The following is a 26,067-nucleotide window of genomic DNA, read 5'->3' as shown; positions in this document are numbered from 1 at the left end:
TGGACAAAGCTAATAACGTGACGGGTTCAGAAGGGAGAAAAAGATTTGGCTAAAAAAACAACACCAATGATGGAACAGTATCAGCACGTAAAAGACCAATATCCGGACGCCTTCTTGTTCTACCGGATCGGGGACTTCTATGAGCTGTTTAACGATGATGCGGTGAAAGGTGCGCAACTGTTGGAGTTGACCCTGACGGCACGCAGCCACAGCACTAAGCACCCAACCCCGATGTGTGGAGTCCCTCATAAGGCGGTTGAAAACTATATTGATGTCCTGGTCGACAAGGGCTACAAGGTCGCGGTGTGTGATCAGATGGAAGATCCACGCAAGGCCAAAGGAATGGTTAAGCGGGCAGTCACCCGTTTAGTCACCCCAGGGACGCGGATGGATCTGAAGGGTGATTCTGCCCAGACCAACAACTACCTGGTAGCGGTCACGATGGTAAACAACGGTTATTGCCTGGCCTACACTGACCTGTCAACCGGTGAGTTAAAGACCACCCGTTTTGACAACCAGACGAGCCTCATGAACGAGATTATTAACTTGTCGGCACGCGAAGTCGTGGAGGAAGGCAGTCTGCCGGATTCACTGGTCAACCAATTTAAGAAGTTAAACATCTTACTTTCCCATCAAGACAAGTTGCTCAAAGATTCGGAAGTGGCCTACTTAACACAGAAATTAGAAGATGACGACGTTAAGCGCGTGGTCGCTTTGTTGGTTTCCTACCTCTTGACGACGCAGAAACGGTCGCTTGCCCACATGCAGATGGCGGTCTTCTACCAGCCAAGTGCCTACATGAAGATTGACCACTTCTCTAAGCACAACCTGGAACTGATGACCAACATGCGCAGTGGCAAACGTCAGGGGACCCTGGCTTGGTTGTTGGATGAAACCAAAACGGCGATGGGCAGCCGGCTTTTGAAACAGTGGATGGATCGGCCGTTGATCGACAAGTCGGCTATCGAAGCCCGTCAAGACAAAGTGCAGGTATTGTTAGACAACTACTTTGAACGCAGCAACCTGCAAGAAGAGTTGATCAAGGTGTACGACCTGGAACGCTTAGCTGGTCGGGTGGCCTATGGTAATGTTAACGGCCGGGATCTGATCCAACTGAAGACCTCACTGGAGCAGGTCCCAAAGATCAAGTATGTCTTGGAAACGTTGGATGCACCTGCCTTGGACGACTTAGCCAAGCGATTGGACCCCATGTCCGAAGTGGCGGGTTTGATCGACCGGGCAATCGTCGAAGAACCGCCGATTTCGGTGACGGAGGGTGGTGTGATCAAAGATGGTTACAACACTAAGCTGGACGAGTACCGTGACGCCATGAGCAATGGTAAACAGTGGATCGCCGACCTGCAGCAAAAGGAACGCGAAGCAACGGGCATCAATAACCTGAAAATTGGTTATAACCACGTCTTTGGTTACTACATTGAAGTCAGCAAGGGCAACCTGAATAAGCTGCCGCAAGATCGTTATGAGCGGAAACAAACTTTGGTCAACGCAGAACGCTTCTCCACCCCTGAATTGAAGGAAAAGGAATCCCTGATCTTGGGTGCTCAGGAAAAGTCCACCGCTTTGGAATATGACCTGTTCGTCAAGATTCGGGATGAGGTCAAGGGCCAGATTAAGCGTCTGCAAGCATTGGCTAAGGCCTTGTCTGAATTGGATGTTCTGCAGAGCTTTGCGGTGGTATCTGAAAACTACCACTTTGTGCGGCCAAAGTTGAACCATGATCATGAACTGAACATCAAAGACGGTCGCCACCCCGTTGTCGAGAAGTTCATGGGCCACCAGGAATATGTCCCTAACGATGTGGTCATGGGCAAGGATACCGATATCCTGTTGATTACTGGTCCAAACATGTCCGGTAAGAGCACCTACATGCGGCAGTTAGCTTTGTCGGCCATCATGGCGCAAATGGGTTGCTTCATCCCGGCGAGTCGCGCCAACCTGCCAATCTTTGACCAGATCTTTACCCGGATCGGTGCGGCCGACGATTTGGTTTCCGGTGAAAGTACCTTCATGGTGGAAATGATGGAGGCTAACAACGCCCTGCAGCATGCCACTAAGAATAGTCTGATTTTGTTCGACGAAATTGGTCGGGGAACGGCTACCTATGACGGGATGGCCCTGGCGCAGGCGATCATCGAATACGTTCATAACCATGTCCATGCCAAGACGCTTTTCTCCACCCACTATCACGAACTAACCACGTTGGATCAGCAATTAAAGCGGCTGAAAAACGTGCATGTGGGGGCAACCGAAGAAAACGGTGAACTGGTCTTCCTGCACAAAGTCAGTGCTGGTCCGGCCGACAAGTCATATGGGATTCATGTGGCCAAACTGGCTGGTATGCCGCAGTCGCTGTTAAAACGGGCAACGGACATTCTGCATGCCTTGGAGAACGAGCATGAGGAGGATCATGTGGCCGGTATCGATCAAGCCAGTGAGCAAAGTGCGGCAACTGAGCCTGCAACTAAGCCAAGCCAGCAAAAAGAACCAGCAGTGGAAGACAACCATCAAGAAAAGGCGTTAGCTGAAGAGGACAACGGCCAACTGGAATTGTTTGCACCAACGCCGAAGCCACATATGAACAAGACTGATCAGCAAGTCGTTAAACAGTTGCGCAAACTGGACCTGATGAGCATGACCCCGATGGATGTGATGCAGCAGGTTTATCAATGGCAGCAAAAACTGAAATAAGGTGTCTGTATGGGTAAGATTCATCAATTAGATAATGTATTAGCCAATCAGATTGCGGCCGGTGAGGTGATCGAGCGGCCGGCTTCAATCGTCAAGGAACTGGTAGAAAACTCGCTGGATGCCCATAGTCGGCGCATTGATGTCCTGGTGACCAATTCAGGCTTAGGCAGTATTCGAGTGATTGACGACGGTGACGGTATTGCGGCGGACGATTTGCAACTCGCCTTCAAACGCCATGCCACCAGTAAAATCAGTTCTAGAAAAGACCTGTTCCGGGTCCAGACTATGGGCTTTCGTGGTGAAGCCCTGCCCAGTATTGCCTCGGTTGCTGACGTCAAGATGACCACAGCCACGGCCGACAGTGATGGACATAGCATTCATCTGCATGGCGGCAAAGTGGTAAGTGAAAAGCCAGCCCTGTCACGCCCCGGGACGGATGTGACGGTGACCGAGCTCTTCTTCAACACACCAGCGCGCTTGAAGTACCTGAAGTCGCCCCAAACCGAATTGAGTCATTTGACCGATATCGTGAACCGTCTGGCACTGGCCAACCCTGAAGTAGCGATCTCATTGACTTCCGACGGCCATGAACTCTTTCGTAGTGCCGGTAATGGCAATTTAGCCCAGGTTGTGGCGGCCATTTACGGCATTCAAGTCGGCCGGAAGATGATTAAAATTTCGGGTGCGGACAACGACTTTAAGGTTACTGGCCTGGTGTCCTTGCCTGAATTGACGCGGGCCAGTCGTCAATACATCACATTGACCATCAACCATCGTTATGTCCGTAATTTCCAATTAACGAAGGCCATAATTCAGGGCTATGGTTCGAAGCTCATGGTGGGGCGTTATCCGGTGGCGGTCGTCAACATTGACCTGGATCCGTTCTTAGTCGACGTGAACGTTCACCCGGCCAAACGAGAGGTCAGGCTGAGCAAGGAACCTCAGCTGGTCAATCTGATTGCCAACGCGATCGCCCAAGCCATCGGTCAACGCAACCTGATTCCGGATGTCGGCGATAAGGCGCAAAATTTATTGGATAAACAAGTTGGTCCGGCCTTTCAGGAGCGCCAAGATAGTTACCAAAGCCAAAGCACATTGCCAACCATGCCGGTCAACCACGAAGAAGAAAAGGGCAATCCAGCCGCTGCGGATGGTGAGGACAGCGTCGTTGCCAACCCGATCGTGATCAAGCATAAGGACGACCTTCAGGCAGCTTCCTTAACGGACTTTGACAACAAATATAAGAACGAAGACGCCCGCCCATTTGGTGATGACAGTGAGCCGGCCGCCGTTAAAGACAAACCAAAGCCCGAAGAGATTAGTCTAGCAATTGATGACCAGAGCAACCCCCAGGAGCAACGTTTTCCGGATTTGCAATACATTGGTCAGCTGCAAGGCACGTTCTTGTTGGCTCAGGCTTCTGACGGTCTGTACATCATTGACCAACACGCCGCTCAGGAACGGATTAACTACGAAAAGTTCCGGCGCACCATTGGTGAGGTCAGCGACGACCAGCAAAACTTCTTGCAGCCGTTGGTGTTAAATTATTCGGTGGCCGAAGCACTGAAAATCAAGGAACAGTTGGAAACGTTGAACGCGGTCGGTCTGCATTTGCAGTCGTTTGGGCAGAACAGCTTCTTGTTAGCCAGTCACCCGACTTGGTTTGTCGACGGTCAAGAGGAAGCCACGGCCCGGGAAATGATTGACTGGGTATTGACCGGTAACCGTTTGACGGTCGCTCAATTCCGTGCGAAAACGGCGATTATGATGAGCTGTAAGCGGGCGATCAAGGCCAATCACCGGCTGGACGACTTGCAGGCCAAGGCCTTGTTGAAACGTCTGCCTCAGTGTGAGGACCCGTTCAATTGTCCCCACGGACGGCCGGTTCTGATTCACTTCACGGATACCGATCTGGAAAAGATGTTCAAGCGGATTCAGGAAAGCCACCAGCCGTTTGCTAACGATTTTGATGATCACGAGTTTTAATAAAGGAGTTCAGTCTTGTGTATGAATATTTAACTGGCACCATCACTATTGTCAGACCAAACTACATCGTCATTGACGTTGGCGGGGTCGGCTACCAGGTACAGGTGGCCAACCCTTATCATTATTCAGAAGGACAAAAAGATGTCCGCGTCTATGTCTACCAGTCAGTTTCACAGGACCGGCTGGAACTCTTTGGTTTTGTGAGCGCCAAAGAAAAAGCATTATTCTTGAAACTGATCAGCATTTCGGGGATCGGTCCCAAGAGTGCTTTGGCAATTTTGGCTAACCCCGACCACCAAGGACTGATCGACGCCATTGCCAACAACGATGTGGCCTATCTGACCAAGTTCCCGAAAGTGGGGAAGAAGACGGCTTCACGGATCATCATTGAACTGCAGGATAAACTGGACTCGTTTCAGCAAAGCGATCAGGTCAGTTTGGACATTCAAGCGACCGTTTTTGATTCTGCCAATCCGCAGTTGAATGATGCACTGGCGGCCCTCAAATCACTGGGTTATGCTGATCGTGAAGTACAGAAGGTCAAGCGGGCACTGATTAAAGAAGATCAGTTGACCACTGACGAATACTTACGTAAAGGATTAACGTTATTGAGCGGAAATTGAGGTGAAGCGAGATGAGTGAAGGACATGATCTCATGTCTGGTCAACCAACTGATCGTCATGAAGAGCAAGAGGAACTAACCTTACGTCCGCAAACATTGGCTGACTACATCGGGCAGTCGAAGTTAAAGAAAAAACTGCAGGTGTACATTCAGGCGGCTAAACAGCGTCAGGAAGCGTTGGACCACGTTTTGCTTTATGGACCACCGGGTTTAGGGAAAACGACCTTGGCCATGGTGATTGCCAACGAAATGGGCGTGTCCATCAAGACCAGCAGCGGGCCCGCCATTGAGAAACCTGGCGACTTGGTAGCGATGTTGAACGGACTGCAAGCCGGTGATGTTTTGTTTATCGATGAAATCCACCGCTTGCCCAAAGTGGTTGAAGAAATGCTCTATTCGGCCATGGAAGACTACTACATCGACATTGTTATTGGGGAAGGTCCAACTGCCCACCCGGTTCACTTCCCGCTGCCGCCGTTTACCCTGATTGGGGCCACCACCCGTGCCGGGGCGTTGTCGGCGCCTTTGCGGGATCGGTTTGGCATTGTTGAACACATGGATTACTACACGCCGGACGAGTTGAACCAGATCATCAACCGGAGCGCCCGGATCTTCAACTGCAAGATCGATCCAGAAGGGGCCAAAGAATTAGCCCTGCGCTCACGGGGGACGCCACGGATTGCCAACCGTCTATTGCGGCGGGTCCGTGACTTTGCGGAAGTTGCCGGTCAATCCTCCATCACTAACCATGTGGTCAGCAAGGCGCTGAAATTGCTACGGGTTGATGACGCCGGGTTGGACGCCACCGACCGCAAGATCTTGACCACCATGATCAACTATTACAATGGTGGCCCGGTGGGAATCAAGACGATTGCCGCTAACATTGGTGAAGAGACGGACACTATCGAAGAGATGTATGAACCATATTTGTTGCAGATTGGTTTCATCACTAGAACGCCGCGTGGACGGGTGGCCACTCCGGCTGCTTACGCACATTTAGGAATTCCATTCAAACAAGGTAAGGGTAGCAAGAATGAGTAAGAGAAGTTTCAAGGTCACAGCAACAAATCCACGGACGGCCCTGTTGACGACTGCGCGGGGTCAGGTACAGACGCCATGCATCGTGCCACTGCTGAAAAGGGGCACTTTTGGCATGCTGGGTTCACAGACCTTGCAGCAGGCTAAAGTCCAGCTGTTAGCCGCGGATGGACTGGAGTATAGTGTCGAGCCTGGTCTCAAGACGATTCAGGCTAGTCACGGTTTGGCCGGTTTCTTGAACTGGCAAGGGCCCATCATGACTTTTTCCGGCCTGTTTGAACCTGCTGACAAGCTGAAGAAGAATGCTAGCCGGCTGGGTTTTCGCTATCAGGAACCATTTACCAAAGCTGAAAAACGGATGGACGCTGCCAGTGCGGCTACGTTACAAAAGGTCATGGCCGGTGATTTACCGGTTGCAGCCTTTCAGACGATCGATTATTACGCGCCGGTTGACGACTTGCTCAGTGCGGTCAAAGTGAATGCTGAGTTGGCAACGAGTGAAAGTACATTGCTGCCAGGTTTGATCCCGGCGGTCCTTGGTGGCGGCATCAAGAAGGCTCGGCAACTTGCGATTGGCGATCAATCGTTGACTGCGGCCTTGATCGCACAACTGCCAACAGGCGACATTCAAGAATGGCAACGAATCGTTTCGGCGACGATCGACTTATTGCCAGCTGATTGTTTACGCATTGTGATGGCCGACTCTGCCGAACAGGTTTTGGCCGCCTTGCGCTTAGGTGTTGACTTGATTGTGACGGGACTGCCATTAGTTGACGCCGTTGAAGGAGAAGCATACGGTCAACAGATCCGGTACCGCATCAAGGAAAGCAGCTATCAAGATGACACAAGGATGTTGAATGGACATTCCTTGGCCTATTGGCATTACCTGCACCATGAAAAGTCCAGAGCGGGCATTCAAGGATTGAGTGCCAATAACCTGCAACGCCTAATTGAAACGGTCAACCAGGATGTTCAGGAAGCTGATGAAAACTATTCGCGCACGGGTGCCCTTTTAAGTGCCGACAAGCATGGAAACAAATAGCTTTTTAGCCCATTTTTTGGTACCCTAGAAGGGAATTGATTTTTAGAGAGGATGAAATAATTTGAATTCTAGTACGTCCAGCTTAATTATGATTCTGCTGCTGATCGCGCTGATGTATTTCTTTATGATTCGGCCACAACAGAAGCAACGTCGTCAACACGCTGATATGATGAGCAAGTTAAAGCCAGGTGACGAAGTAGTTACCATCGGCCGTCTGCACGGGGTCGTCAACGAAGTCAATGAAAAGGCACGTACGGTCACGCTTGACTGTGAAGGTATTTACCTGACCTTTGATATGGTGGCTATTCAACGGGTCGTTTCCCGGGCTAGTTCCGCTACAGAAAGCAATGATCAAGCTGCTTCTAGCAGTTCCGCAGACAGTGCTTCCGCAGCCGCTGAGAGTGCTGACAGCGAAGACTCAGACAGCAGTGCTGCCGCAGCTAGCGAGGCTAGTGATAGCGAATCAGCTGCTAGTGACAGTGCTGAAGACTCGGCATCAGATTCTGCAGAAAAGTAAGTTAAGGTGACGATGATCGTCTGTTTTGGTTGATGATCATCTAGCCAGGTAAATAAAGCGCTCCTTTTTGGTTGACCAGCATCGATCAAAGAGTGGCTGTTGTAGCTGTGACATGTGGCCTTTTAAACCAATGTGTCGCAGCTTTTTTGCGAACTATGAGGTGTAATTATGGATCAAATGACTGCCATTATGGCTGAAATCAAAAAGTACTCACGCATTATTATCCACCGGCACCAGCGCCCCGACCCGGATGCGATTGGCTCCCAAGTGGGCCTGGCCCGGATCTTGAAGGCGTCGTTCCCTTATAAGGAAGTTTACGTTGTGGGTAAGGAAATCCCAGGACTGTCATGGATTGGCAAGATGGATAAGGTTAACGGCGATGACTATCACGACGCACTGGTCATCGTTACCGACACAGCCAATGCACCACGGATTGATGACCGGCGCTTCGATAATGGTGATAAGTTAATCAAAATTGACCACCATCCCAACGACGAACCCTTCGGCGACATTATGTGGGTTGAACCAGAAGCATCCAGCTGTTCCGAAATGATCTACGCCTTTTACCAGCATTTCGCCAAGGAATTGAAGCTGCCATCTTCAGCCGCTGACGCATTGTATGCCGGTATCATCGGTGACACGGGTCGTTTCCTGTACCCAGCAACCACAGCCAAGACCATGCTGGTGGCAGGAGCACTGATGGCTTCAGGCGCCCATGCAGCAGCCATCAGTCAACGCGAGAACCAGATCAGCCCAGCCGTTGCCCGCTTGTCGGCCTATGTCTACGAAAACTTAACCATCACCCAGACTGGCGCTGCTTACGTGGTTTTGACCGATAACGTATTGAAACGCTTCGGCCTGACTGAAGCGGGGACGTCGGCAGTGGTTTCTCTGCCAGGACGGATCACCGACGTCAGCGCCTGGGCCATCTTTGTTCAGCAGGAAGACGGCCACTTCAGGGTACGGCTGCGTTCCAAGGGACCAGCAATTAATGAATTAGCAAAGAAACATAATGGTGGTGGCCATGCTTTAGCCAGCGGCGCCAAGGCCAAGGATCAAGAAGAGATTGAACAGGTCGTCGCTGAACTGGATGAATTAACCGCCAAGGCACAGAAGTAAGAAAGGAGCCAGCTAATTGACAGCTCAATTTAAGGACTTTGGCTTGCCAGATTGGCTATTAAAAGCGGTAAAGGACCTGGGTTTTGTTGAACCGACGCCGATTCAGGAACGGGTCATCCCAGTGATCAAGAAGGGAAAGGCCGTTGTCGGTCAGTCGGCAACCGGTAGTGGTAAAACCCATGCCTTCCTTTTACCCATTTTTAACATGCTGACCAACGAAAATAAGGTCCAAGCCGTTATTACGGATCCTAGCCGTGAACTCGCCAACCAGACTTATCAGGCAGCCAAGCAGCTAAACAAGTTTGCACCGCACCCGTTCACCATCCACAATTATGTCGGTGGAACCGACAAGGAGCGGCAGATCAATCAATTGCATCATCATCAACCACAATTGGTCATTGGGACGCCAGGTCGGATTATGGACTTGATTCGTTCCGGCAGTCTTGACATCCATGAGGCTCACCAGCTAGTTATTGACGAAGCCGATATGACTCTGGATATGGGTTTCTTGAGCCAAGTTGACGGCATTGCGGCACGCTTTGCTGAGCAACCGCAGATGATGGTCTTTTCCGCTACCATTCCAAAGGGATTGCGGCCATTCTTGAAGAAGTACATGGAAAACCCAGTGGAAGAGGAGATCCCACCGCAGACAGTCATCAACCCGAACGTGGAGAACTGGCTGATGTCTACCAAGGGTCGTGACAAGAACCAGTTGATCTATTCGCTGTTGACGATGGGTGAACCATTTTTGGCCTTGGTTTTTGCCAATACGCGTGAACGGGCCGATGAGTTACACCATTTTCTGAGCGAACAGGGGCTGAAGGTTGCCTTGATTCACGGTGGCCTGCCAGCGCGTGAACGGAAGAAAATGATGCGCCAGGTGCGTAACCTTGAATATCAATACGTAGTGGCAACCGATTTGGCGGCCCGCGGGATTGATGTGAAGGGAATTTCACTGGTCATCAATGACGATATTCCCCAAGATCTGGAATACTTTGTTCACCGGGTTGGCCGGACTGGTCGGGGCAAGTTAGCCGGGACCGCCATTACCCTGTATTCGCCGGGTGAAGATGACTTGATCAGTAAGCTGGAAGAACGGGGAATCCACTTTATTCCAAAGACCATCAGCCATGGCCGGATTGTGACGACCCACGACCGCAACCGGCGCAAGCACTACCGGCGTCGTCAGCAAAAACTGGACCCGAGTGTGAAAGGCTTTATTAAGAAGACCAAGAAAAAAGTTAAACCAGGCTATAAGAAACGGATCAAGAATAAGATCAAGGATGAAGAACGGGCAAAGATTCAACAGTTGCAGCGGCATAAGCAACGCAAGGCCCGTCGTGCTCGTCAGCGGCAGCACCGTGCAGAACGGGCGGCCAAACTGCGGGGCAATTGATTTTATTTGAGGAGCCGCCTATAATAATGGTCGGTTTGGGATATAACTGATAAATAAGCGGCACAGAGATGGCCTGGTTGGTGAGAAGGCTAGTGTTTGTTTGTCAGCTGCTACCCAATGAATAACAATTAAAAATGCTTTTTAAGAGGCAAACGAAATCCATCGTTGCAAGCAGAGTGGTACCGCGTCGTTCGGCGTCTCTGCCTAAACTGATGGATTTTCTTTTTTTTGAAGGGAGAAAGTCATGAAAGAGCTTAAGAAATTGAATAGTGCTCAAGTCCGGCGAATGTTTTTGGACTTCTTTATTCAACATGGTCATAAGGAAATGCCGAGTCAGTCACTGGTTCCGGTAGACGACCCAACCCTGTTATGGATCAATTCCGGTGTGGCAACGATGAAGAAGTATTTCGATGGGAAGGTTGTTCCTGAAAATCCGCGGATGACCAGCTCACAAAAGAGTCTGCGGACCAACGATATTGAAAACGTTGGGAAGACGGCGCGTCACCAGACGATGTTTGAAATGCTGGGGAACTTCTCCGTTGGTAATTACTTCAAGGACGAGGTTATCCCGTGGGCTTGGGAGCTCTTGACTGGCGATGACTGGTTCGGCTTTGACCCTAAGCGTCTGTACATTACCTACTACCCAAAGGACCACGAAGCCTACCAGGATTGGCTGAAGGCGGGTGTGCTCAAGGATCACTTGGTACCAAACAAGGACAACTTCTGGGACATTGGTCAAGGTCCATCTGGCCCGGATACGGAAATCTTCTATGACCGTGGCCAAGCCATGAACAACCTGCCAGAGGACGATCCGGAAAGCTATCCTGGTGGTGAAAACGAGCGCTACCTGGAAATCTGGAACATTGTCTTTAGTCAGTTCAACCACACCCCAGAGGACAAGTACGAACCGCTGCCGCATAAGAACATCGATACTGGAATGGGCCTGGAACGGGTTGTTTCCATTTTTGAACACACCAAGACCAACTTTGAAACCGACCTCTTCCTGCCATTGATTAAGCAGGCTGAGGAATACTCAGATAACAAGGTCTATGGCCAAAACGACGCTGATGACATCCAATTCCGGATCATCGCTGACCACATTCGGGCCATCACTTTTGCTATCGGTGACGGGGCACTGCCATCCAACATGGGTCGTGGCTACGTCATTCGGCGGCTCTTGCGGCGGGCCGTTGTTGCCGGCAAGAAGTTGGGGATTGACGACCCATTCCTGTCCAAGATGGTCCCAACCGTCGCCAAGATCATGGCCGATTACTACCCAGATGTGCAGAAGAACGAGGACTACATTGCTTCCGTCATCTTGTCTGAAGAGAAGCGGTTCAGTTCGACTTTGAATGGTGGTTTGAACCTGTTGAACAGTGTGATTGCCAGTGCCAAGAAGAAGCAGCACGGTCTAATCGATGGTCAGACGGCCTTCAAGCTCTATGACACTTACGGCTTCCCAATTGAATTAACGAAGGAATACGCTGCTGACGAAGGCCTGGATGTTGATGAGAAGGGCTTTGAAGCAGCGATGACTGAACAACAAGAACGGGCCCGGAAAGCACGGAACATTGACAACGGAATGGGTGTTCAAAAAGACGTTTGGACTGAATTTACGACCCCAAGTCAATATGTCGGCTACGACCAGCTGACTGTGGATAACGCCAAAGTCATCGGTTTGGTTCAAGCTGGCAAGCATGTGAAGGTGGCTCAGCCTGGCGACCAGAATGCCGAAGTTATCTTTGACAAGACCCCATTCTACGCAGAGATGGGTGGTCAGATTGCCGATACCGGTGTCGTAATCGACAATTATGGTCATGAAGTTGGCCGGGTCATGGATGTGCAACACGCACCTCACCAGCAGAATCTGCACCGGATCAAGCTGGCAACGCCATTAAAGCTGGGAGCTCGTTACCTTTTGGTAGTTGACCGTCTGCGGCACTTGAAGATTGAAAAGAACCATACGGCAACCCACCTGCTGGACCAGGCGCTGCGGAACGTCCTGGGTGGTCATACCCAGCAGGCTGGCTCAGTGGTTGCCGACCATTACCTGCACTTTGACTTCAACCACTTCGGCCAGATTACGGCCACTGACTTAGCCAAAGTCGAAGCAATGGTTAATGAACAGATTTGGCGGCAATTGCCAGTCACCACGGTGGAAACCGACATCGAATCAGCCAAGAAGATGGGCGCCATTGCGCTGTTTGATAGCAAGTACGGCAAGACCGTGCGGGTAGTTAAGATTGGCGACTACAACACCGAATTCTGTGGCGGTGACCATGTTGGCAATACCAACGAAATCGGCCTCTTCAAGATTGTTTCTGAATCAGGAGTCGGTGCCGGTATTCGCCGGATTGAAGCGGTCACTGCGGATGATGCCTTCAAGTACATGCAGGAACGGGTTGACTACCTGCAAGAGACGAGTGCTGAACTGAAGGTTGCTCAAGTTAAGGAAGTTCCACACCGCGTTGCCGAACTGCAAGAACAACTGAAGCAGGCCCAAAAGAGTCAGGAAGCCTTGCAGGCGAAGATGGCTTCACAGCAAGCTGGTCAAGTTTTCGACAACGTACAGGACACCAAGAACGGCTCGATCATTGCAGCGGTTGTGAAAGTCGCCGGCATGGGCCAATTACGGCAGTTAGCTGACCAGTGGCGGCAGAAGGCATTGTCTGATGTGCTGGTATTAGGTACGGAAAGCAAGGGCAAGGCCAACTTGCTGGTCGCAGTCAGTGACGCTAAAGCCAAAGCATTGAAGGCCGGTGACCTGATCAAGAAGGTTGCAAAAGACATTCAAGGTGGCGGTGGTGGCCGGCCAACCTTGGCTCAAGCTGGTGGCAAGAATCCAGCCGGCTTGAAGAAAGCCATGGAAGACGCCGTTAAGGCCATGAATGAAGATTAAAGCTAATTCAACTCATTATTATTGTTATTTGTGAATTGGTATAGTAAAATTAGAGATTGATTAAAGCTGGAGGTGACCCAAATGGCGAATAATGATGAAACAATGTTTTTCAATTTTGGCCAAAACCATGAGAAAAACGTCAAAGAAACCTTGAAGACCGTCTACGAGGCGCTTGAGGAGAAGGGCTACAACCCAATTAACCAAATTGTGGGCTACCTGCTTTCTGGAGACCCGGCATACATTCCGCGGTTAAACAACGCACGTAATCTGATTCGTGAACATGCCCGCGACGAGATCATTGAAGAATTGGTCCGGTCCTACCTGAAGAACAACGGAGAGGATTAGTATGCGGCTGTTAGGTTTAGATGTTGGTTCAAAGACGGTCGGTGTTGCCGAAAGCGACCCCCTGGGTTGGACGGCTCAGGCGGTCGAGATTATTCCGATTGACGAAGATAATGGTGTTTTTGGCATTGATCGGGTCGCCGAATTAGTCAAGGCGCGGCAGGTAGCTGGTTTTGTGATTGGTTTGCCCAAGAATATGAATAATACCGAGGGACCCCGGGTGGATGCCTCGCACCACTATGGGGACTTGTTGCAAAAACGTTTCCCTGATCTGCCAATTGATTACCAAGATGAACGCTTAACCACTGTGGAAGCTCACCGGATGCTGGTCGAAGAGGCTGACATTTCGCGACGGAAGCAGAAAAAGGTAATCGATGAGCTGGCGGCCAGCCTGATTTTACAGAACTATTTAGATCGTCATGGCAAACTGACGAAAGAACTGTGAGGTTTATAATGAGTCAAAATCATCCTGAAGATTTAGGTGAAGAATTTAGCCTCGTTGATGAAAAAGGCAACGAAGAACTCTACAAAGAGGCCCTGCGTTTCCAAGCTGATGATACTGGCAAGTGGTACATCTGCCTTTACCCGGCAGATGAGGAACATGCCGATGAAGTCAGCATCCAGGCATTTGAATTGAAGAATCCGGATGCCAGTGAGGGTGATGATGTCCAGCTCCTGCCTATCGAAGATGATAAGGAATGGAACATGGTACAAGAAGTCATCAATACCTTTATCGACGATGACGGCAATTTCAACGCCTAATCACAATTTAGAGAAAAGAAATGCCTCTCAAGTTTGATGATTCAAACCTGAGAGGCATTCTTATTATGACTGGAAGGGATTAACTTATCCTTGCCACCATTCGTCAAAGTGCTTCATGAATTCGCGCAAGGCATTGCCCCGGTGACTGATGGCGTTTTTCTGTTCAGGCGTTAGTTGGGCCATTGAGCATTGCAGTTGGTCAACATAGAAGAGTGGGTCATACCCAAAGCCGTTGTGACCGACCTCTTGGTGCAAAATGTGACCATCAACCCGGCCGTTGGCGACCAGCTTTTTACCATCCGGTTTCAAGCCAACGATGGTAGTATGGAAGTGGGCAGTCCGTTTGTCATCAGGAACATCGGCCAGTTCACGGAGTAACTTAGCCCGGTTAGCAGCGTCATCATGATCACCGGCGTAGCGAGCAGAATGAATGCCTGGGCGGCCGCCTAATGCGTCGACAACCAAGCCGGAATCATCGGCAATGGCTGGCAAGTTCAGATTTTTGACAACGGCTTCAACTTTGATCGTGGCATTTTCTTCAAATGAATTGCCATTTTCGTTAATCGTCAGGGGACGAAAATCACTCAATGTTTTGACCTCGAAACCAAGTGGCGCAAACATCTCGCGGTATTCCCGCGCTTTCCCTTGGTTTTTGGTGGCAATAATAATTGTTTGCATACTATAACTCCTTATGTTTGTTAACTAACACTGTAATACGGACAAGGAGCGTTTTTCAATCCATTTTTAGGAGGATATTGATGCCGACAGAACGTGAATCACAGATTTTAAAACTAATTCAGGAGAATCCACTCATTACGCAAAAGGAGCTGGCTCAACGTCTGGGGATCACCCGGCCAGGAGTGGCCTCCCATATCTCGCGTTTGATCAAAGAGGGATTGATTAGCGGCAAAGGATACGTCTTGCCGGCCAAAAAATATGTGACGGTGATCGGCGCCACCAACATGGACGTCTACGGGATCCTCAAAAAAGACCGGCTAGTTCCCAAGGGTTCCAACGCCGGCCATATTGTGACCCAGCTGGGTGGGGTCGGCAGAAACGTTGCGGCCAACCTGGCTCAATTAGGGGTCAGCACCAATTTGATAACGGTGTATGGAAACGACCAAAATGGCCGGACCTTCAAGGAGGACGCACTGCGCCGCAATATCAACCTATCCTATGCCAAGCAGCTGTTAGACCAGCCAACTTCGATCTACCTTTACATCAACCGCAAAGATGGGCAGCGGTTGATCGGGGTCGATGACATGGACATCAACAATCAACTGTCGCCGGCGTATTTGCAACGAGAAATCGTCAGCATCAACAATAGCCAACTGGTGGTCTTTGATTCCAACATTCCCAGCGCCAGCATTCGTTGGTTGTACGATCACGTGACCGTGCCATTGTTTGCCAAGTCGGTGTCAGTGAACAAAGCGCCGAATTTGGTTCAAGATAATGTCAATTTGACCGGTCTCGTCATTAACGGGGTCGAAGCCAGCCTCTTGTCGGGGATCAAGCCCAATTCAACGACGGCGGCTGGTCAATGTGCCCACAAATTACAGGCGATGTTTCACACTGCCATCTATCTTTATGTTGATCGACGGGGACTCTTCTATGATGATGGTAAGCAGCAGGCGACGCGTCCCTACGAAAGTGATCTGCGGGTGATGAATACAAACGGCGTGGGTGCCGCCATGATCGCAATGACGGCGGCTTGCTACCTCCGCCACATGACCTTAGACCAAACCCTCGACCACATGATTCTGGCGGGCGAACGAACGATGGCCACCAGTGCCAGCGTCAGTGACCAGGTCAATAATGAACTAGCTAAATAAAGAATTGTGAAAATCTCGGTGGTTGCCGGGATTTTTTAATTTTGTAAATGCCGTTTAAGGACGATCAGATCAACCTTTACGGAGGGTTACTCTGATGACTTAAACGGTTTTACTGTGAAACAACACTTCACAAAATTGACAGCGCTTCCAGTACATGCTATGTTTAGGCTGTTAAAAAGTTTAAGCCGTTAAACATATGTTTACTTGATTGAAAGGGTGAGTTATATTGGATAAGAAGCCGTATGTAGTTGTTGTCGGTGGGATGAACATGGATATCTTCGGGATGCCCGACAAGAAGATCATTCCACGGGACTCAAACATTGGTCAAATTGGGACTGCTGTTGGTGGTGTTGGTCAAAACATTGCTCAAAACTTGGCTCACTTAGAGGTGCCAACATACCTGATTACCGTTTACGGTGATGATATGAACGGGACCGTCATGGAACAGTCGTGTGCCAAGAACCACATCCACTTGGACTATGCTGAAAAGCTGAAGGGACAACGTTCTTCAGGTTATCTCTACATCACTGATGAGACTGGTGACATGCTGGTCGGCATCAATGATATGAAGATCACGGAGAACATCACGCCGGAATTCTTGGCTAAGCGGTTGGACTTCATGAACAATGCCGAAATTGTCATGGTTGACGCTAACCTGCCAGCAGAATCAATCAAGTGGTTGGGCGATCACGTGACCGTGCCATTGTTTGCTGACCCAGTCTCCGTTAACAAGGGTGACCGGATCAAGCCAATCTTAAACAAGTTGGACACCTTCAAGCCAAACAAGATGGAAGCCGAATTACTGTCTGGCGTCAAGATTGAAAGCAACGACGATGTCCAGAAGGCCGCCGAAAAGCTGATCGACATGGGTGTCAAGAATGTCTTCATCTCACTGGGAGCCGATGGGATTTTGGCCGCTAACAAGGATGGTGTTGTGAAAGTGCCAACGATGACGACCAAGATTGTCAATGCCAATGGGGCCGGTGACTGCAGCACGGCGACGATCACCTGGTGCCGTTACGACGGGATCAACGATCTGAAGACCATTTGTGAAAAGACGCAGGCAGCGGCTTCGATTGCTTTGGAAAGCGACAAGTCGGTTCCTGACTTAAACCCACAAATGATCGCTGATAAATTAGCTCAGGCGCAGAAGTAATAAGGAGGAATTTCATAATGATTAAGCAGCTGTACTCAATTATTCAGGTTGACGAAGCAATTAAGACGATGGAGGCCGGTGCCGATAACATTGGTTTAGTACCAATGCAAATGGGTGGTGTACCACGTCAGCGTGTGCCTTTGTACCGGGTTGACAAGATCCACGAAGAATGCAAGAAGCGTGGTGTCAAGATGGTTTTGATCATGCTGACCAACGACCCAGACGAAATGATCGACTTGGCTCGGCGGCTGCAACCAGAAATTCTGCACATCGCCGGTGACGAATACACTGCCGATGAAGAATTCGCCAAGCGTTTGAAGGAAGTTGCTCCACACACCGAATTGATGCAGGCCGTATTGGTTGACAACAAGTCCGCTATCGACCGGGCTAAGAAGGTTGACCCATTCGTTGATTACATCCTGCTGGACTCTGGCTTGGCTGCCGACACCGGGATTGGTGCTTCTGGTCAGACTCACGACTGGTCCATCGATGCCCAAATCGTTAAGGAAGTTAATGCCAAGGTTATTGAAGCCGGTGGCATGGGCCCTGATAACGTTGCAGAAGCAATCAAGGCCATCCGTCCATATGGGGTTGACTCCTTGACAAAGACCAGTATCAAATATGATGACGGTTACCTTGAAAAGGACATTCCAAAAGTCAAGGCATTCTGTGAAGCTGCGGACAAGGCTGCGGCAGAACTGGGGCTTTAATAATGCAGAGAAGCAGACGATTCACGCCCAAGCGGATTACGCTGGCGATGGTCGGGATCTTCTTGGTTTGCATTGGCGTGGCCTTTAACAACAACACCGATTTGGGCAATGACCCAGTTGGGATTATCTATGATGGCATTAGAGCAACATTCAACGTTCCCAGAATAAATTTGGGAATGGTGTCCAACTTCATCAATATTGCCCTCTTGGTGCTGTTGTTCATTGTGGGTCGCCACTATGCCAATGTTGGTTCGTTAATGTACCTGATTCCCTATGGCTTCTTTGTCTTACTGGGATCCCATGCTTATGTGGCATTGTTTCCAGCTAACACGATGTGGCAAAGGGCATTGGGCGGCATCATTGGTATCAGTTTGTACTACATCGGTATCAGCTTGTTCATTTGTGCGGATATCGGGGTGGACCCGTTCAGCGGCTTTATGTTGACCATTCGTGACCACACTAAGTGGAGTGTGCGGCGGACTAAGATCACCTTTGACGTGGTCCTGATCCTGATTGGCATTCTCTTGGGTGGCAAATTCGGGATCATTACGATTGTGGCCGTTTGCACGACGGGGCCGGCGATCCAGTTTTTAAGCGAAAAGTTTCAACGGTTATTCAATATTAAGGAAGCGTGAAAGAACATATGAAGATTAGGATGCAACAACCAGTCAAAGTTGTCGTTGAGCATGATTTGGCAAAATCAGTTGTCAAATTATTGCAATTGGAAAATGCTAAGCGGCCATTTGTGGTCTTAGACAAATTCCTGCTGGATGTCGATGCCGTAAAGGACATGCTCCAGGCTTTGAAGGACCAGGGTATTGACTACCAAGTTTACGCAGGGATTGTTCCTGATCCACCGGCCAGTGTGATCAACAGCGGGGCCAAAGAAATGAAGGACTTTGGTGCCGATTCTGTGATTGCTATCGGTGGTGGTTCATCATTGGATGGTGCTAAGGGTATTAACATCGTTGCTAGTGATGGCGGCAAGATTGAAGACTACGTGAAGAACGAAGATGGTATTCATGACTTGAAGCCATTGATCAGCGTACCAACCACTGCCGGGACTGGTAGTGAAATGTCCAACGCCTTAGTGGTTACGGACACCACGACCCACGAAAAGAATGCCATCTTGTCAGATAAGATGCTGAGCGACTACGCACTGTTGGTTCCTGAATTAACCTTGAGCCTGCCAAAGAAGCAGACGATTGCCAGTGGTTTGGATGCATTCTCCCACGCAGCAGAAGGTTACCTGTCCACGTTGAGCAGTCCAGTATGTGATGCCATCTGTGAAAAGATCATGTTCCTGCAGTACAACTACCTGCCAGGTGCCGTGGCCGATGGTTCTAACTTGGAACTGCGGCAACGGGTTCTGGTGGCTGCTGACTTGGCCGGCTGGATGCTGAACCAATCTGGGACGATCGTGGCCCACTCTGAAGCCCACGTTTTAGGCACCAAGTACCACTTCGTTCACGGTGAAGCCGTTGCCTATGCTTTGCCAGCCGTTCTGAAGTTAGTTGCTCCAGTTGAACCAAAGAAGGTTAAGGAAATCGGTAAGATTCTGAACGCCCACTTTGACGGTAACGAAACGCCAGCTGAGATTGCTGACATAACGGTGAAGGCCTACAAGCACTTCCGTGACGACATGGTGGGTCTGCACCCATTTGCCGACTATGGTGTCTCCAACGATGAATTGGCTAAGAATGCCGATGAAGTTCTGCATGAACGCTTTGCTGGCAACACACCAGTTAAACTGACGCTGGATAACGTTACGGAATTGTTGAAACACTTTGGTTAATTCTTTGTGGTTGTTGAATTATTGAGTGAAAGGACGATTCATAATGGCTAAGAAAATTATTTTAGACTGCGACCCAGGGCACGATGACGCATTGGCAATGACGTTGGCCGTTGCCTCACCAAAAATTGATCTGCTGGCAGTAACGACTTCTGCTGGTAACCAGACGCCGGATAAAACCTTAAACAACGCCATGCGGATGCTGACCCTGTTACACCGTGAAGACATTCCTGTTGCTTCAGGTAACCGGACACCACTGGTTAAGCCGCTGGAAACGGCCGGCAACGTTCACGGTAAGACCGGTCTTGACGGGGCCGACCTGCCTGATCCTGACTTCAAGGTTCAAGACATGCCAGCCATTGACCTGATTGCCAAGACTTTGAAAGAAAGCAACGAAAAAGTCACCTTGGTAGTCACTGGCCCAATGACCAATGCGGCACTGTTCCTGCGGGTTTACCCAGAATTGGCCAAGGAAAAGATTGACCAGATCGTCTTCATGGGCGGTGCTTGGGGCTTTGGCAACTGGGTACCATCCGTTGAATTCAACATCTACGTTGACCCAGAAGCCGCTAAAATTGTGCTGAACTTTGGCATTCCGACCGTCATGGCAGGCTTGAACGTTACCCACAAAGCCCAAATCATGAAGGACGAAATTGCTTCGTTGAAGAACATTGACAACCCAGTCGGCCAAGCATTCCACGGCCTGTTGAACTTCTTTGAAATCTATCACGACGAAGAAGACCCACGCTGGGGCTTCAAGGGCGCACCACTGCACGACCCTTGCACCATTGCCTGGTTGATCGACCCTGATATGTTCAAGGCCGTTAAGATGAACGTGGACGTGGAAACCGAGGGTGAATTGACCCGTGGTGAAACGGTCTGCGACTACTACCGTCAAACTGACAAGCCACAGAACACCACTGTTTTGCTGGACATTGACCGGCAGAAATTCATTGACTTGATCATGAAGTCATTGAAGAGTTTTTCTAAATAATAAAAGAAGTTAAGACTGATTAGTCAACCTGCATTTTTTGCAAATAACAATAGGGCAATTAAATCTATTTAAACAAAGCGACCGCTAGTACTTCACTAGCGGCCGTTTTGGTGTTGTTCTAGTTTTAATGATTTAACATTGACTTAATTTTTTTGGTGTTGGCAAAGTGCAGTTTCGCAAATTCACCCAAGTCGAGGCCCTTTTTCACCAGTTTAACCGCCACTTGGTCGACTTGCTGGCCAGCACCAATCGGGAGGGTGATGCCAGCTTTTTGACTAAGACGATCCATGGATAAGAGGGAATAATAACGAGCAACGATTGAGGCAGCGGCGACCGCTACGTGATAGCTTTCCCCTTTTTCACGGAAGTACACGTTCTGTTTGATGATGGTTGGCTGCCCGCTCAAGTAACGGTAATAGGTGCTTGCGCTGACAAATTGGTCGATTAAAACCGCTTGGGGCTTTTGCGGTTGGATTTTACCTTCAACTTTGCCCAGAACCAGGTTGTGACAGAGGGCTTTTAACTGGGCCTGATTGTATTTTTTAATCAGGCGGTTATAGTCCTGGGGATCGAGGTTAACGACGTGATAGGGACACGATTTGATGATTTTCTTGGCCAACCGGATGATGGTGGGGTCGGTCAATTTCTTTGAGTCCTGCACACCCCATCCTTGTAATTCAGCCACCTGGGACTGATCGACAAAGACAGCTGCTGTGGTGAGGGGGCCAAAGTAGCTGCCAGTCCCCACTTCGTCAGAACCCAGCACCGACCATGAGGAAAAGCCGTTGGGCAGGGAGCCTTTCTGTGCCGGTTGTTTAGTGGCAGGGGTCGTTGACGATCCGGCTTTTCCCCACCGAGCCGCTTCTTCACTGGCTAATTTGCCTTGAAAAAGGACTTTGCCGGTGCGATAACCGGTGACAGTGACTCCTGGCATCTTAGCGTGGAAAACGGCGCCCGGTGCCAGTTTACTAGTGGGGGTGGCATAAGTTTCTTGCATCTTTTTGAATAAGTCGTGATCGGCTTTAATTACTTCAGGCATAATCTCCTCCTGTGTTGCTGAGCCGTTCAAATAGCACTTTGTTAGGCATAATGATAAAATGTAAAAGACTATGAAAACGGAGGGATAAGGTTGATCCTTACCACGGTAATTTTAGTAATATTGTTGGGCTGCTGGCTCAATGGCCGCAAGCGGGGTGTGATTGCCATCGTGATTTCTACGGCAACCTACTTTCTCGGTTGGCTTTTGGCACGAGTTGGCTCACGTCCGCTGGGCCTCTTTTTAAGCTCAATTTTACCATCAATTGGCAGTCAACCAGCGACTTTAGATGGCAGCCACCTATCAAATGCTATCACAACGAGCAGTAACCAGTTTCTGTACAACGGGATTGCCTTCATGATCATCTTCTATGGGGTGACTTGGTTAAGCCGGTGGTTGCTGCGCCGACTTAGGTTCTTAAAGAAAGTGCCGGTTGTGGGCACGGTCAATGGTTGGGCCGGTGGCATTTTGGATGTCATTTGTGGCTACCTGATTATTTTTATGTTTCTGATGATTTTTCAGATGTGGCCAAACGCTTGGTGGCAGGATCAATTGGCTCAGTCCGGCTTAGCTCAATGGATGATCACTGAGACCCCGATTGTAACGACGGCAGCGATTCATTGGTTCTCTTGAGGAGGTAAACCATTAAATGAACGACAAGATTTTAACGACCCTAGAATTTGGTCAGATCAAACAGCGGCTTGCTCACTACCTGACTTCAGCAGCCGGTTTAGTTGAACTGAAGCAGTTACGCCCGCAGAGTGACCTGCAAACGATTCGTGACATGCTGGCAGAGACCACGGACGGGGCGGACATTTTGCGCTTGAATCAGTCGATGCCGCTACCAGAATTGACTGACATCCAGCCACAATTGAAGCGCCTGCGGATTCATGCCAACCTTAACGGGACGGAGCTGGCCCAGATCAGCAAGGTCCTAACGACTGCCATGGCCATGCACAACTTTTTCGACCACCTGCAAGAAGATGAGGTCGAGTTAAGACGCTTGTATGCCATTGAAGCCCAGTTGGTGACCATCCCGGCAGTAACCAAAAAGCTGCAGCAGTCCATCGATCCGGACGGCCGGGTCAAGGACGAGGCATCAGCCCGACTGCACCATCTGCGGGAACAAATTGAAGCCACAGAGGGACGGATCAAGGACAGCCTCAATAGTTATACGCGGGGCCGCAACGCCAAATACCTGAGTGAACCGATTGTCACAATGCGTAACGACCGCTACGTGATTCCGGTGCAGGCACGTTATCGGCGCAAGTTTGGTGGGGTGGTCCATGACCAGAGTGCCAGCGGCCAGACCTATTACCTGGAACCGGCCAACATCGTGGAAATGAACAACGAGTTGCGGCAATTGCAGATTGAGGAAAAGCAGGAAGTTCGCAAAGTCTTGGCCAACTTGTCCGATCTTTTGCGCCCTTATCGCCATGATATTCGCGAAAATGAGCGGGTCTTGGGCCACCTTGACCTGATTAACGCGAAGGCCTGCCTGGCTCAGACAATGGACGCTGAATTACCAACCGTCAACGACAAGGGGATTGTCAACCTGCGACAGGCCCGCCATCCGTTGATTGACCAGGAGAAGGTGGTGGCCAACGATATCCGGTTAGGCAAGGATTACCGGACCATCATCATCACTGGGCCGAACACCGGTGGTAAGACGATTACCTTGAAGACGCTGGGCCTCTTGCAGCTAATGGGACAATCAGGGCTCTTCATCCCAGCCTACGATGGCTCAACAATCAGCGTCTTTGACAACGTCTTCGCGGATATTGGTGATGAACAGTCTTTGGAACAAAACTTGTCGACCTTCTCGGGCCACATGGAAAACGTCAAGCACATTCTGGAGAAGGTTACCAGTCATTCGTTAGTTTTGCTGGATGAACTTGGTGCCGGGACGGATCCTAAGGAAGGGGCCGCCTTGGCCATGGCCATTCTGAACGAGCTCAACCGGCGTCAGGCCGAGGTCGTCATCACGACCCACTATCCGGAACTGAAGGTGTATGGTTTTGAGCATCACCACACCATTAACGCCAGCATGGAATTTGACGCGCAGACTTTGCGGCCAACCTACAAGCTTCTGTTAGGCATCCCTGGCCAGTCGAATGGGATTGCCATCGCCAAACGACTGGGCATTAAGGAGCAAGTCATTGACGATGCCAAGTCATTGATCAAAGACGACAGTCAGGAACTGAATGCCATGATTGGTGATTTGGTTGAACAACGCAAACAGGCGCGCGAACGCAACGAACACCTGCAGAAACTCTTGGCGGATAATGAGAGCAAACAGGCCGACCTGGATCGCCAACTGAACCGCTTTAACGAAAATCGTGACCACCTCTTTGACCAAGCACGTTCCAAGGCCAATCATGAGGTTTCGGTTGCCAAGCGCAAAGCCAATCAGATCATTCATCATCTGCGCCAGATGGAGGTTGCACAGGGTAAGCAGATCAAGGAGAACGAGTTGATTGATGCCCAGGGTCAATTAAACGCTCTGCATCAGGACAGCCCGCTGCGTCATAATTCGGTCTTGCGTCGTGCAAAGGCTAAACACCAGCTCAAAGTCGGTGATGCTGTCAAGGTTAAATCCTATGGCCAAGAGGGGACGCTGATTGCTAAACGTGGCAAGCACAAGTGGGAAGTCCAACTGGGCATCTTAAAGATGGAAATCGATAGTGACGACCTGGAGAAGATTTCCGCAAAGGAACTGGCCCGGTCTCAGAAACAAAAGCCAATGAAGCCGACCCGGTCACGCACAATTCAAACCAGACATACTTCCGCTCGTCTGGACTTGCGTGGGCAACGTTACGCGCCAGCCATGGCCAACCTGTCTGATTTCATTGACCATGCCTTGTTAAACAACCTGCCGAGTGTCACCATCATCCACGGTAAAGGGACGGGTGCCATCCGCAAGGGGACGCAGCAATACTTACAGAGCAATCCACGGGTCAAGTCATTTGAGTATGCATCACCAAATAACGGTGGTGACGGCGCGACCATCGTGCACTTTGAATAATTCTTACAATTAGTAAGCAAAAAGATTGCCTTTTACCCCGCTTTTGATAAAATTAAGTCACAAGGTAACAAATTAGGAGGTAATGATTATGGCAGTTAACGTGACTACTGATGCGACTTTCGAAAAAGACACGGCACAAGGCCTCAGTTTGATTGATTTTTGGGCAACTTGGTGTGGTCCCTGCAAGATGCAATCACCAGTAGTTGACGCTTTGTCAGAAAGCATGGCTGGGAAGGTTAACTTCTACAAGTTAGACGTTGACCAGAACCCAGACACGGCCAAGAAGTTCCGGATCATGAGCATTCCGACGCTGATGATCAAGAAAGACGGTCAAGTGGTTGATCAAATCATTGGTTACCACTCTAAAGAACAGTTGCAACAAACTTTGGAACAGTACCTGTAAAAATGAGGTGTGACAGGATAGTCACGCCCAGATAACGAAACACGGCCTCCAGCATAGACGTTGGAGGCCGTTGTTGTCTTATTAACTTGTTCACTAATGAGGGAGCATGTGAAGCCCTAAAGTGATGCTTGGACCAAAATTATTTACTCTTGTCTTTGTTGTCCTTTGATTCTCCTGGACGGTGCAGGTGGATGAATTTGATCATCTCGCTGCCTTCGTTGTCAGTCAGTTCCTGTGGGTCGTTTTGGGCCAAGATTTGGACGAATTTGCGCCGCCGTTCTGAGACTTCGGCTTCAGTGACCGTCTGCAGACGAAATTCGAGTTCTTGAGCCAGGAAACCGGCCTCCAGGGTGAAGGAGGTGTGTTCCTTCTGGATAGCGATCCGTTCTTCAACAATGGGTCCGGAAAGCTGAAAGATGTGTTGGGTATCAGACTTTTTTACCAGCTTCAAGTCACCCATTCCTAACTGGGCAAAAATGGTGACGAGGTCTTCATCACTGGCAACCGGGTATTGACGGGCCAGATCCTTGCCAATCCAATACAAGATGCCATCAGTTTCGTCACCTAAGATTGCTGGTAACAAAACATCACGCATGGTGCCGGCAATTAAGCCCCGCTTGCTGTTGATTAGCTGGTCATATCGTTCTTGAGACATATGATAAGTCCTTTCTGTAAATAACAATCATT

The 26,067-nt window shown here is 49.8% G+C and carries 24 protein-coding genes; 21 read left to right on the top strand and 3 right to left on the bottom strand.

The genetic code is table 11. From position 1 onward, the window contains the following. Positions 1-45: 45 nt before the first annotated feature. The 12 genes from mutS to IV45_RS00185 all read left to right on the top strand — a co-directional run bounded on the left by mutS (position 46) and on the right by IV45_RS00185 (position 14,432). Entirely contained in the window at positions 46-2,709 is a 2,664-nt protein-coding gene (gene mutS / locus IV45_RS00240) for a DNA mismatch repair protein MutS (RefSeq protein ID WP_057739490.1), read from the top strand. 9 nt (positions 2,710-2,718) lie between these two features. Next, complete coding sequence (gene mutL, locus IV45_RS00235) at positions 2,719-4,695, top strand: DNA mismatch repair endonuclease MutL (protein WP_057739488.1); 1,977 nt, start codon at positions 2,719-2,721, stop codon at positions 4,693-4,695. Between the two features lie 17 nt (positions 4,696-4,712). Further along, positions 4,713-5,318, top strand: coding sequence for a Holliday junction branch migration protein RuvA (ruvA, locus tag IV45_RS00230; RefSeq protein ID WP_057739486.1), 606 nt, complete (start codon positions 4,713-4,715; stop codon positions 5,316-5,318). Between the two features lie 11 nt (positions 5,319-5,329). Beyond that, the gene (gene ruvB, locus IV45_RS00225) at positions 5,330-6,358 is read left to right on the top strand and encodes a Holliday junction branch migration DNA helicase RuvB (RefSeq protein WP_057739484.1); all 1,029 of its coding nucleotides are present in this window, start codon (positions 5,330-5,332) and stop codon (positions 6,356-6,358) included. Beyond that, positions 6,351-7,397 (top strand): tRNA-guanine transglycosylase, encoded by a 1,047-nt coding sequence (locus IV45_RS00220; protein WP_057739482.1) that lies wholly within the window; start codon positions 6,351-6,353, stop codon positions 7,395-7,397. Before ruvB ends, IV45_RS00220 begins: the two co-directional genes overlap by 8 nt. A gap of 61 nt (positions 7,398-7,458) precedes the next feature. Continuing rightward, entirely contained in the window at positions 7,459-7,914 is a 456-nt protein-coding gene (yajC, locus tag IV45_RS00215) for a preprotein translocase subunit YajC (protein WP_057739480.1), read from the top strand. 168 nt (positions 7,915-8,082) lie between these two features. Next, complete coding sequence (locus IV45_RS00210) at positions 8,083-9,033, top strand: DHH family phosphoesterase (protein ID WP_057739478.1); 951 nt, start codon at positions 8,083-8,085, stop codon at positions 9,031-9,033. A 16-nt stretch (positions 9,034-9,049) separates the two neighbouring features. Beyond that, entirely contained in the window at positions 9,050-10,429 is a 1,380-nt protein-coding gene (locus tag IV45_RS00205; protein ID WP_057739476.1) for a DEAD/DEAH box helicase, read from the top strand. Between the two features lie 244 nt (positions 10,430-10,673). Then, positions 10,674-13,328 carry an alanine--tRNA ligase gene (alaS, locus tag IV45_RS00200; protein WP_057739474.1) on the top strand — a complete coding sequence of 885 codons (2,655 nt, stop codon included), beginning with the start codon at positions 10,674-10,676 and terminating at the stop codon, positions 13,326-13,328. Between the two features lie 81 nt (positions 13,329-13,409). Continuing rightward, positions 13,410-13,673: an IreB family regulatory phosphoprotein gene (locus tag IV45_RS00195; RefSeq protein ID WP_057739472.1), complete on the top strand. Its 264-nt coding sequence runs from the start codon at positions 13,410-13,412 to the stop codon at positions 13,671-13,673. A gap of 1 nt (position 13,674) precedes the next feature. After that, on the top strand, positions 13,675-14,115 hold the full coding sequence (ruvX, locus tag IV45_RS00190; RefSeq protein WP_057739470.1) for a Holliday junction resolvase RuvX: 441 nt from the start codon (positions 13,675-13,677) through the stop codon (positions 14,113-14,115). An 8-nt stretch (positions 14,116-14,123) separates the two neighbouring features. Continuing rightward, on the top strand, positions 14,124-14,432 hold the full coding sequence (locus IV45_RS00185; protein WP_057739469.1) for a DUF1292 domain-containing protein: 309 nt from the start codon (positions 14,124-14,126) through the stop codon (positions 14,430-14,432). An 84-nt stretch (positions 14,433-14,516) separates the two neighbouring features. Here IV45_RS00185 and IV45_RS00180 read toward each other — a convergent pair whose 3' ends face one another. Further along, positions 14,517-15,110, bottom strand: coding sequence for an XTP/dITP diphosphatase (locus IV45_RS00180; RefSeq protein ID WP_057739467.1), 594 nt, complete (start codon positions 15,108-15,110; stop codon positions 14,517-14,519). An 80-nt stretch (positions 15,111-15,190) separates the two neighbouring features. Here IV45_RS00180 and IV45_RS00175 point away from each other — a divergent pair, with 80 nt between their 5' ends. The 6 genes from IV45_RS00175 (at position 15,191) to rihA (ending at position 20,916) form a co-directional block, all read left to right on the top strand. Beyond that, positions 15,191-16,264 (top strand): PfkB family carbohydrate kinase, encoded by a 1,074-nt coding sequence (locus IV45_RS00175; RefSeq protein ID WP_057739465.1) that lies wholly within the window; start codon positions 15,191-15,193, stop codon positions 16,262-16,264. A 226-nt stretch (positions 16,265-16,490) separates the two neighbouring features. Next, entirely contained in the window at positions 16,491-17,420 is a 930-nt protein-coding gene (locus IV45_RS00170; RefSeq protein WP_157051176.1) for a carbohydrate kinase family protein, read from the top strand. A gap of 17 nt (positions 17,421-17,437) precedes the next feature. Beyond that, positions 17,438-18,130 carry a phosphoribosylanthranilate isomerase gene (locus tag IV45_RS00165; RefSeq protein ID WP_057739464.1) on the top strand — a complete coding sequence of 231 codons (693 nt, stop codon included), beginning with the start codon at positions 17,438-17,440 and terminating at the stop codon, positions 18,128-18,130. 2 nt (positions 18,131-18,132) lie between these two features. Then, complete coding sequence (locus IV45_RS00160; RefSeq protein WP_057739462.1) at positions 18,133-18,765, top strand: YczE/YyaS/YitT family protein; 633 nt, start codon at positions 18,133-18,135, stop codon at positions 18,763-18,765. A gap of 8 nt (positions 18,766-18,773) precedes the next feature. Next, entirely contained in the window at positions 18,774-19,925 is a 1,152-nt protein-coding gene (locus IV45_RS00155) for an iron-containing alcohol dehydrogenase (RefSeq protein WP_057739460.1), read from the top strand. Positions 19,926-19,968: 43 nt separating this feature from the next. Continuing rightward, positions 19,969-20,916, top strand: coding sequence for a pyrimidine-specific ribonucleoside hydrolase RihA (rihA, locus tag IV45_RS00150; RefSeq protein WP_057739458.1), 948 nt, complete (start codon positions 19,969-19,971; stop codon positions 20,914-20,916). A gap of 124 nt (positions 20,917-21,040) precedes the next feature. On the opposite strand, the gene rnhC is transcribed toward rihA, so the two are convergent. After that, positions 21,041-21,955, bottom strand: coding sequence for a ribonuclease HIII (gene rnhC / locus IV45_RS00145; RefSeq protein ID WP_057739457.1), 915 nt, complete (start codon positions 21,953-21,955; stop codon positions 21,041-21,043). 90 nt (positions 21,956-22,045) lie between these two features. Between rnhC and IV45_RS00140 the strand changes: the two genes are divergently transcribed. The 3 genes from IV45_RS00140 to trxA all read left to right on the top strand — a co-directional run bounded on the left by IV45_RS00140 (position 22,046) and on the right by trxA (position 25,380). After that, positions 22,046-22,585, top strand: coding sequence for a CvpA family protein (locus tag IV45_RS00140; protein ID WP_057739455.1), 540 nt, complete (start codon positions 22,046-22,048; stop codon positions 22,583-22,585). Between the two features lie 16 nt (positions 22,586-22,601). Next, positions 22,602-24,977: an endonuclease MutS2 gene (locus IV45_RS00135; RefSeq protein WP_057739452.1), complete on the top strand. Its 2,376-nt coding sequence runs from the start codon at positions 22,602-22,604 to the stop codon at positions 24,975-24,977. Between the two features lie 88 nt (positions 24,978-25,065). Beyond that, positions 25,066-25,380: a thioredoxin gene (gene trxA / locus IV45_RS00130; protein WP_057739451.1), complete on the top strand. Its 315-nt coding sequence runs from the start codon at positions 25,066-25,068 to the stop codon at positions 25,378-25,380. 139 nt (positions 25,381-25,519) lie between these two features. Here the strand turns inward: trxA and IV45_RS00125 are convergent, their stop codons facing one another. After that, positions 25,520-26,035 (bottom strand): YslB family protein, encoded by a 516-nt coding sequence (locus tag IV45_RS00125; protein WP_057739449.1) that lies wholly within the window; start codon positions 26,033-26,035, stop codon positions 25,520-25,522. Positions 26,036-26,067: the final 32 nt, after the last annotated feature.

This window comes from Limosilactobacillus secaliphilus (assembly GCF_001437055.1).
Taxonomy (GTDB): Bacteria; Bacillota; Bacilli; order Lactobacillales; family Lactobacillaceae; genus Limosilactobacillus; species Limosilactobacillus secaliphilus.
Note: the sequence above shows the minus strand (reverse complement) of the source record. Positions and strands in the feature narration are given on the sequence as shown.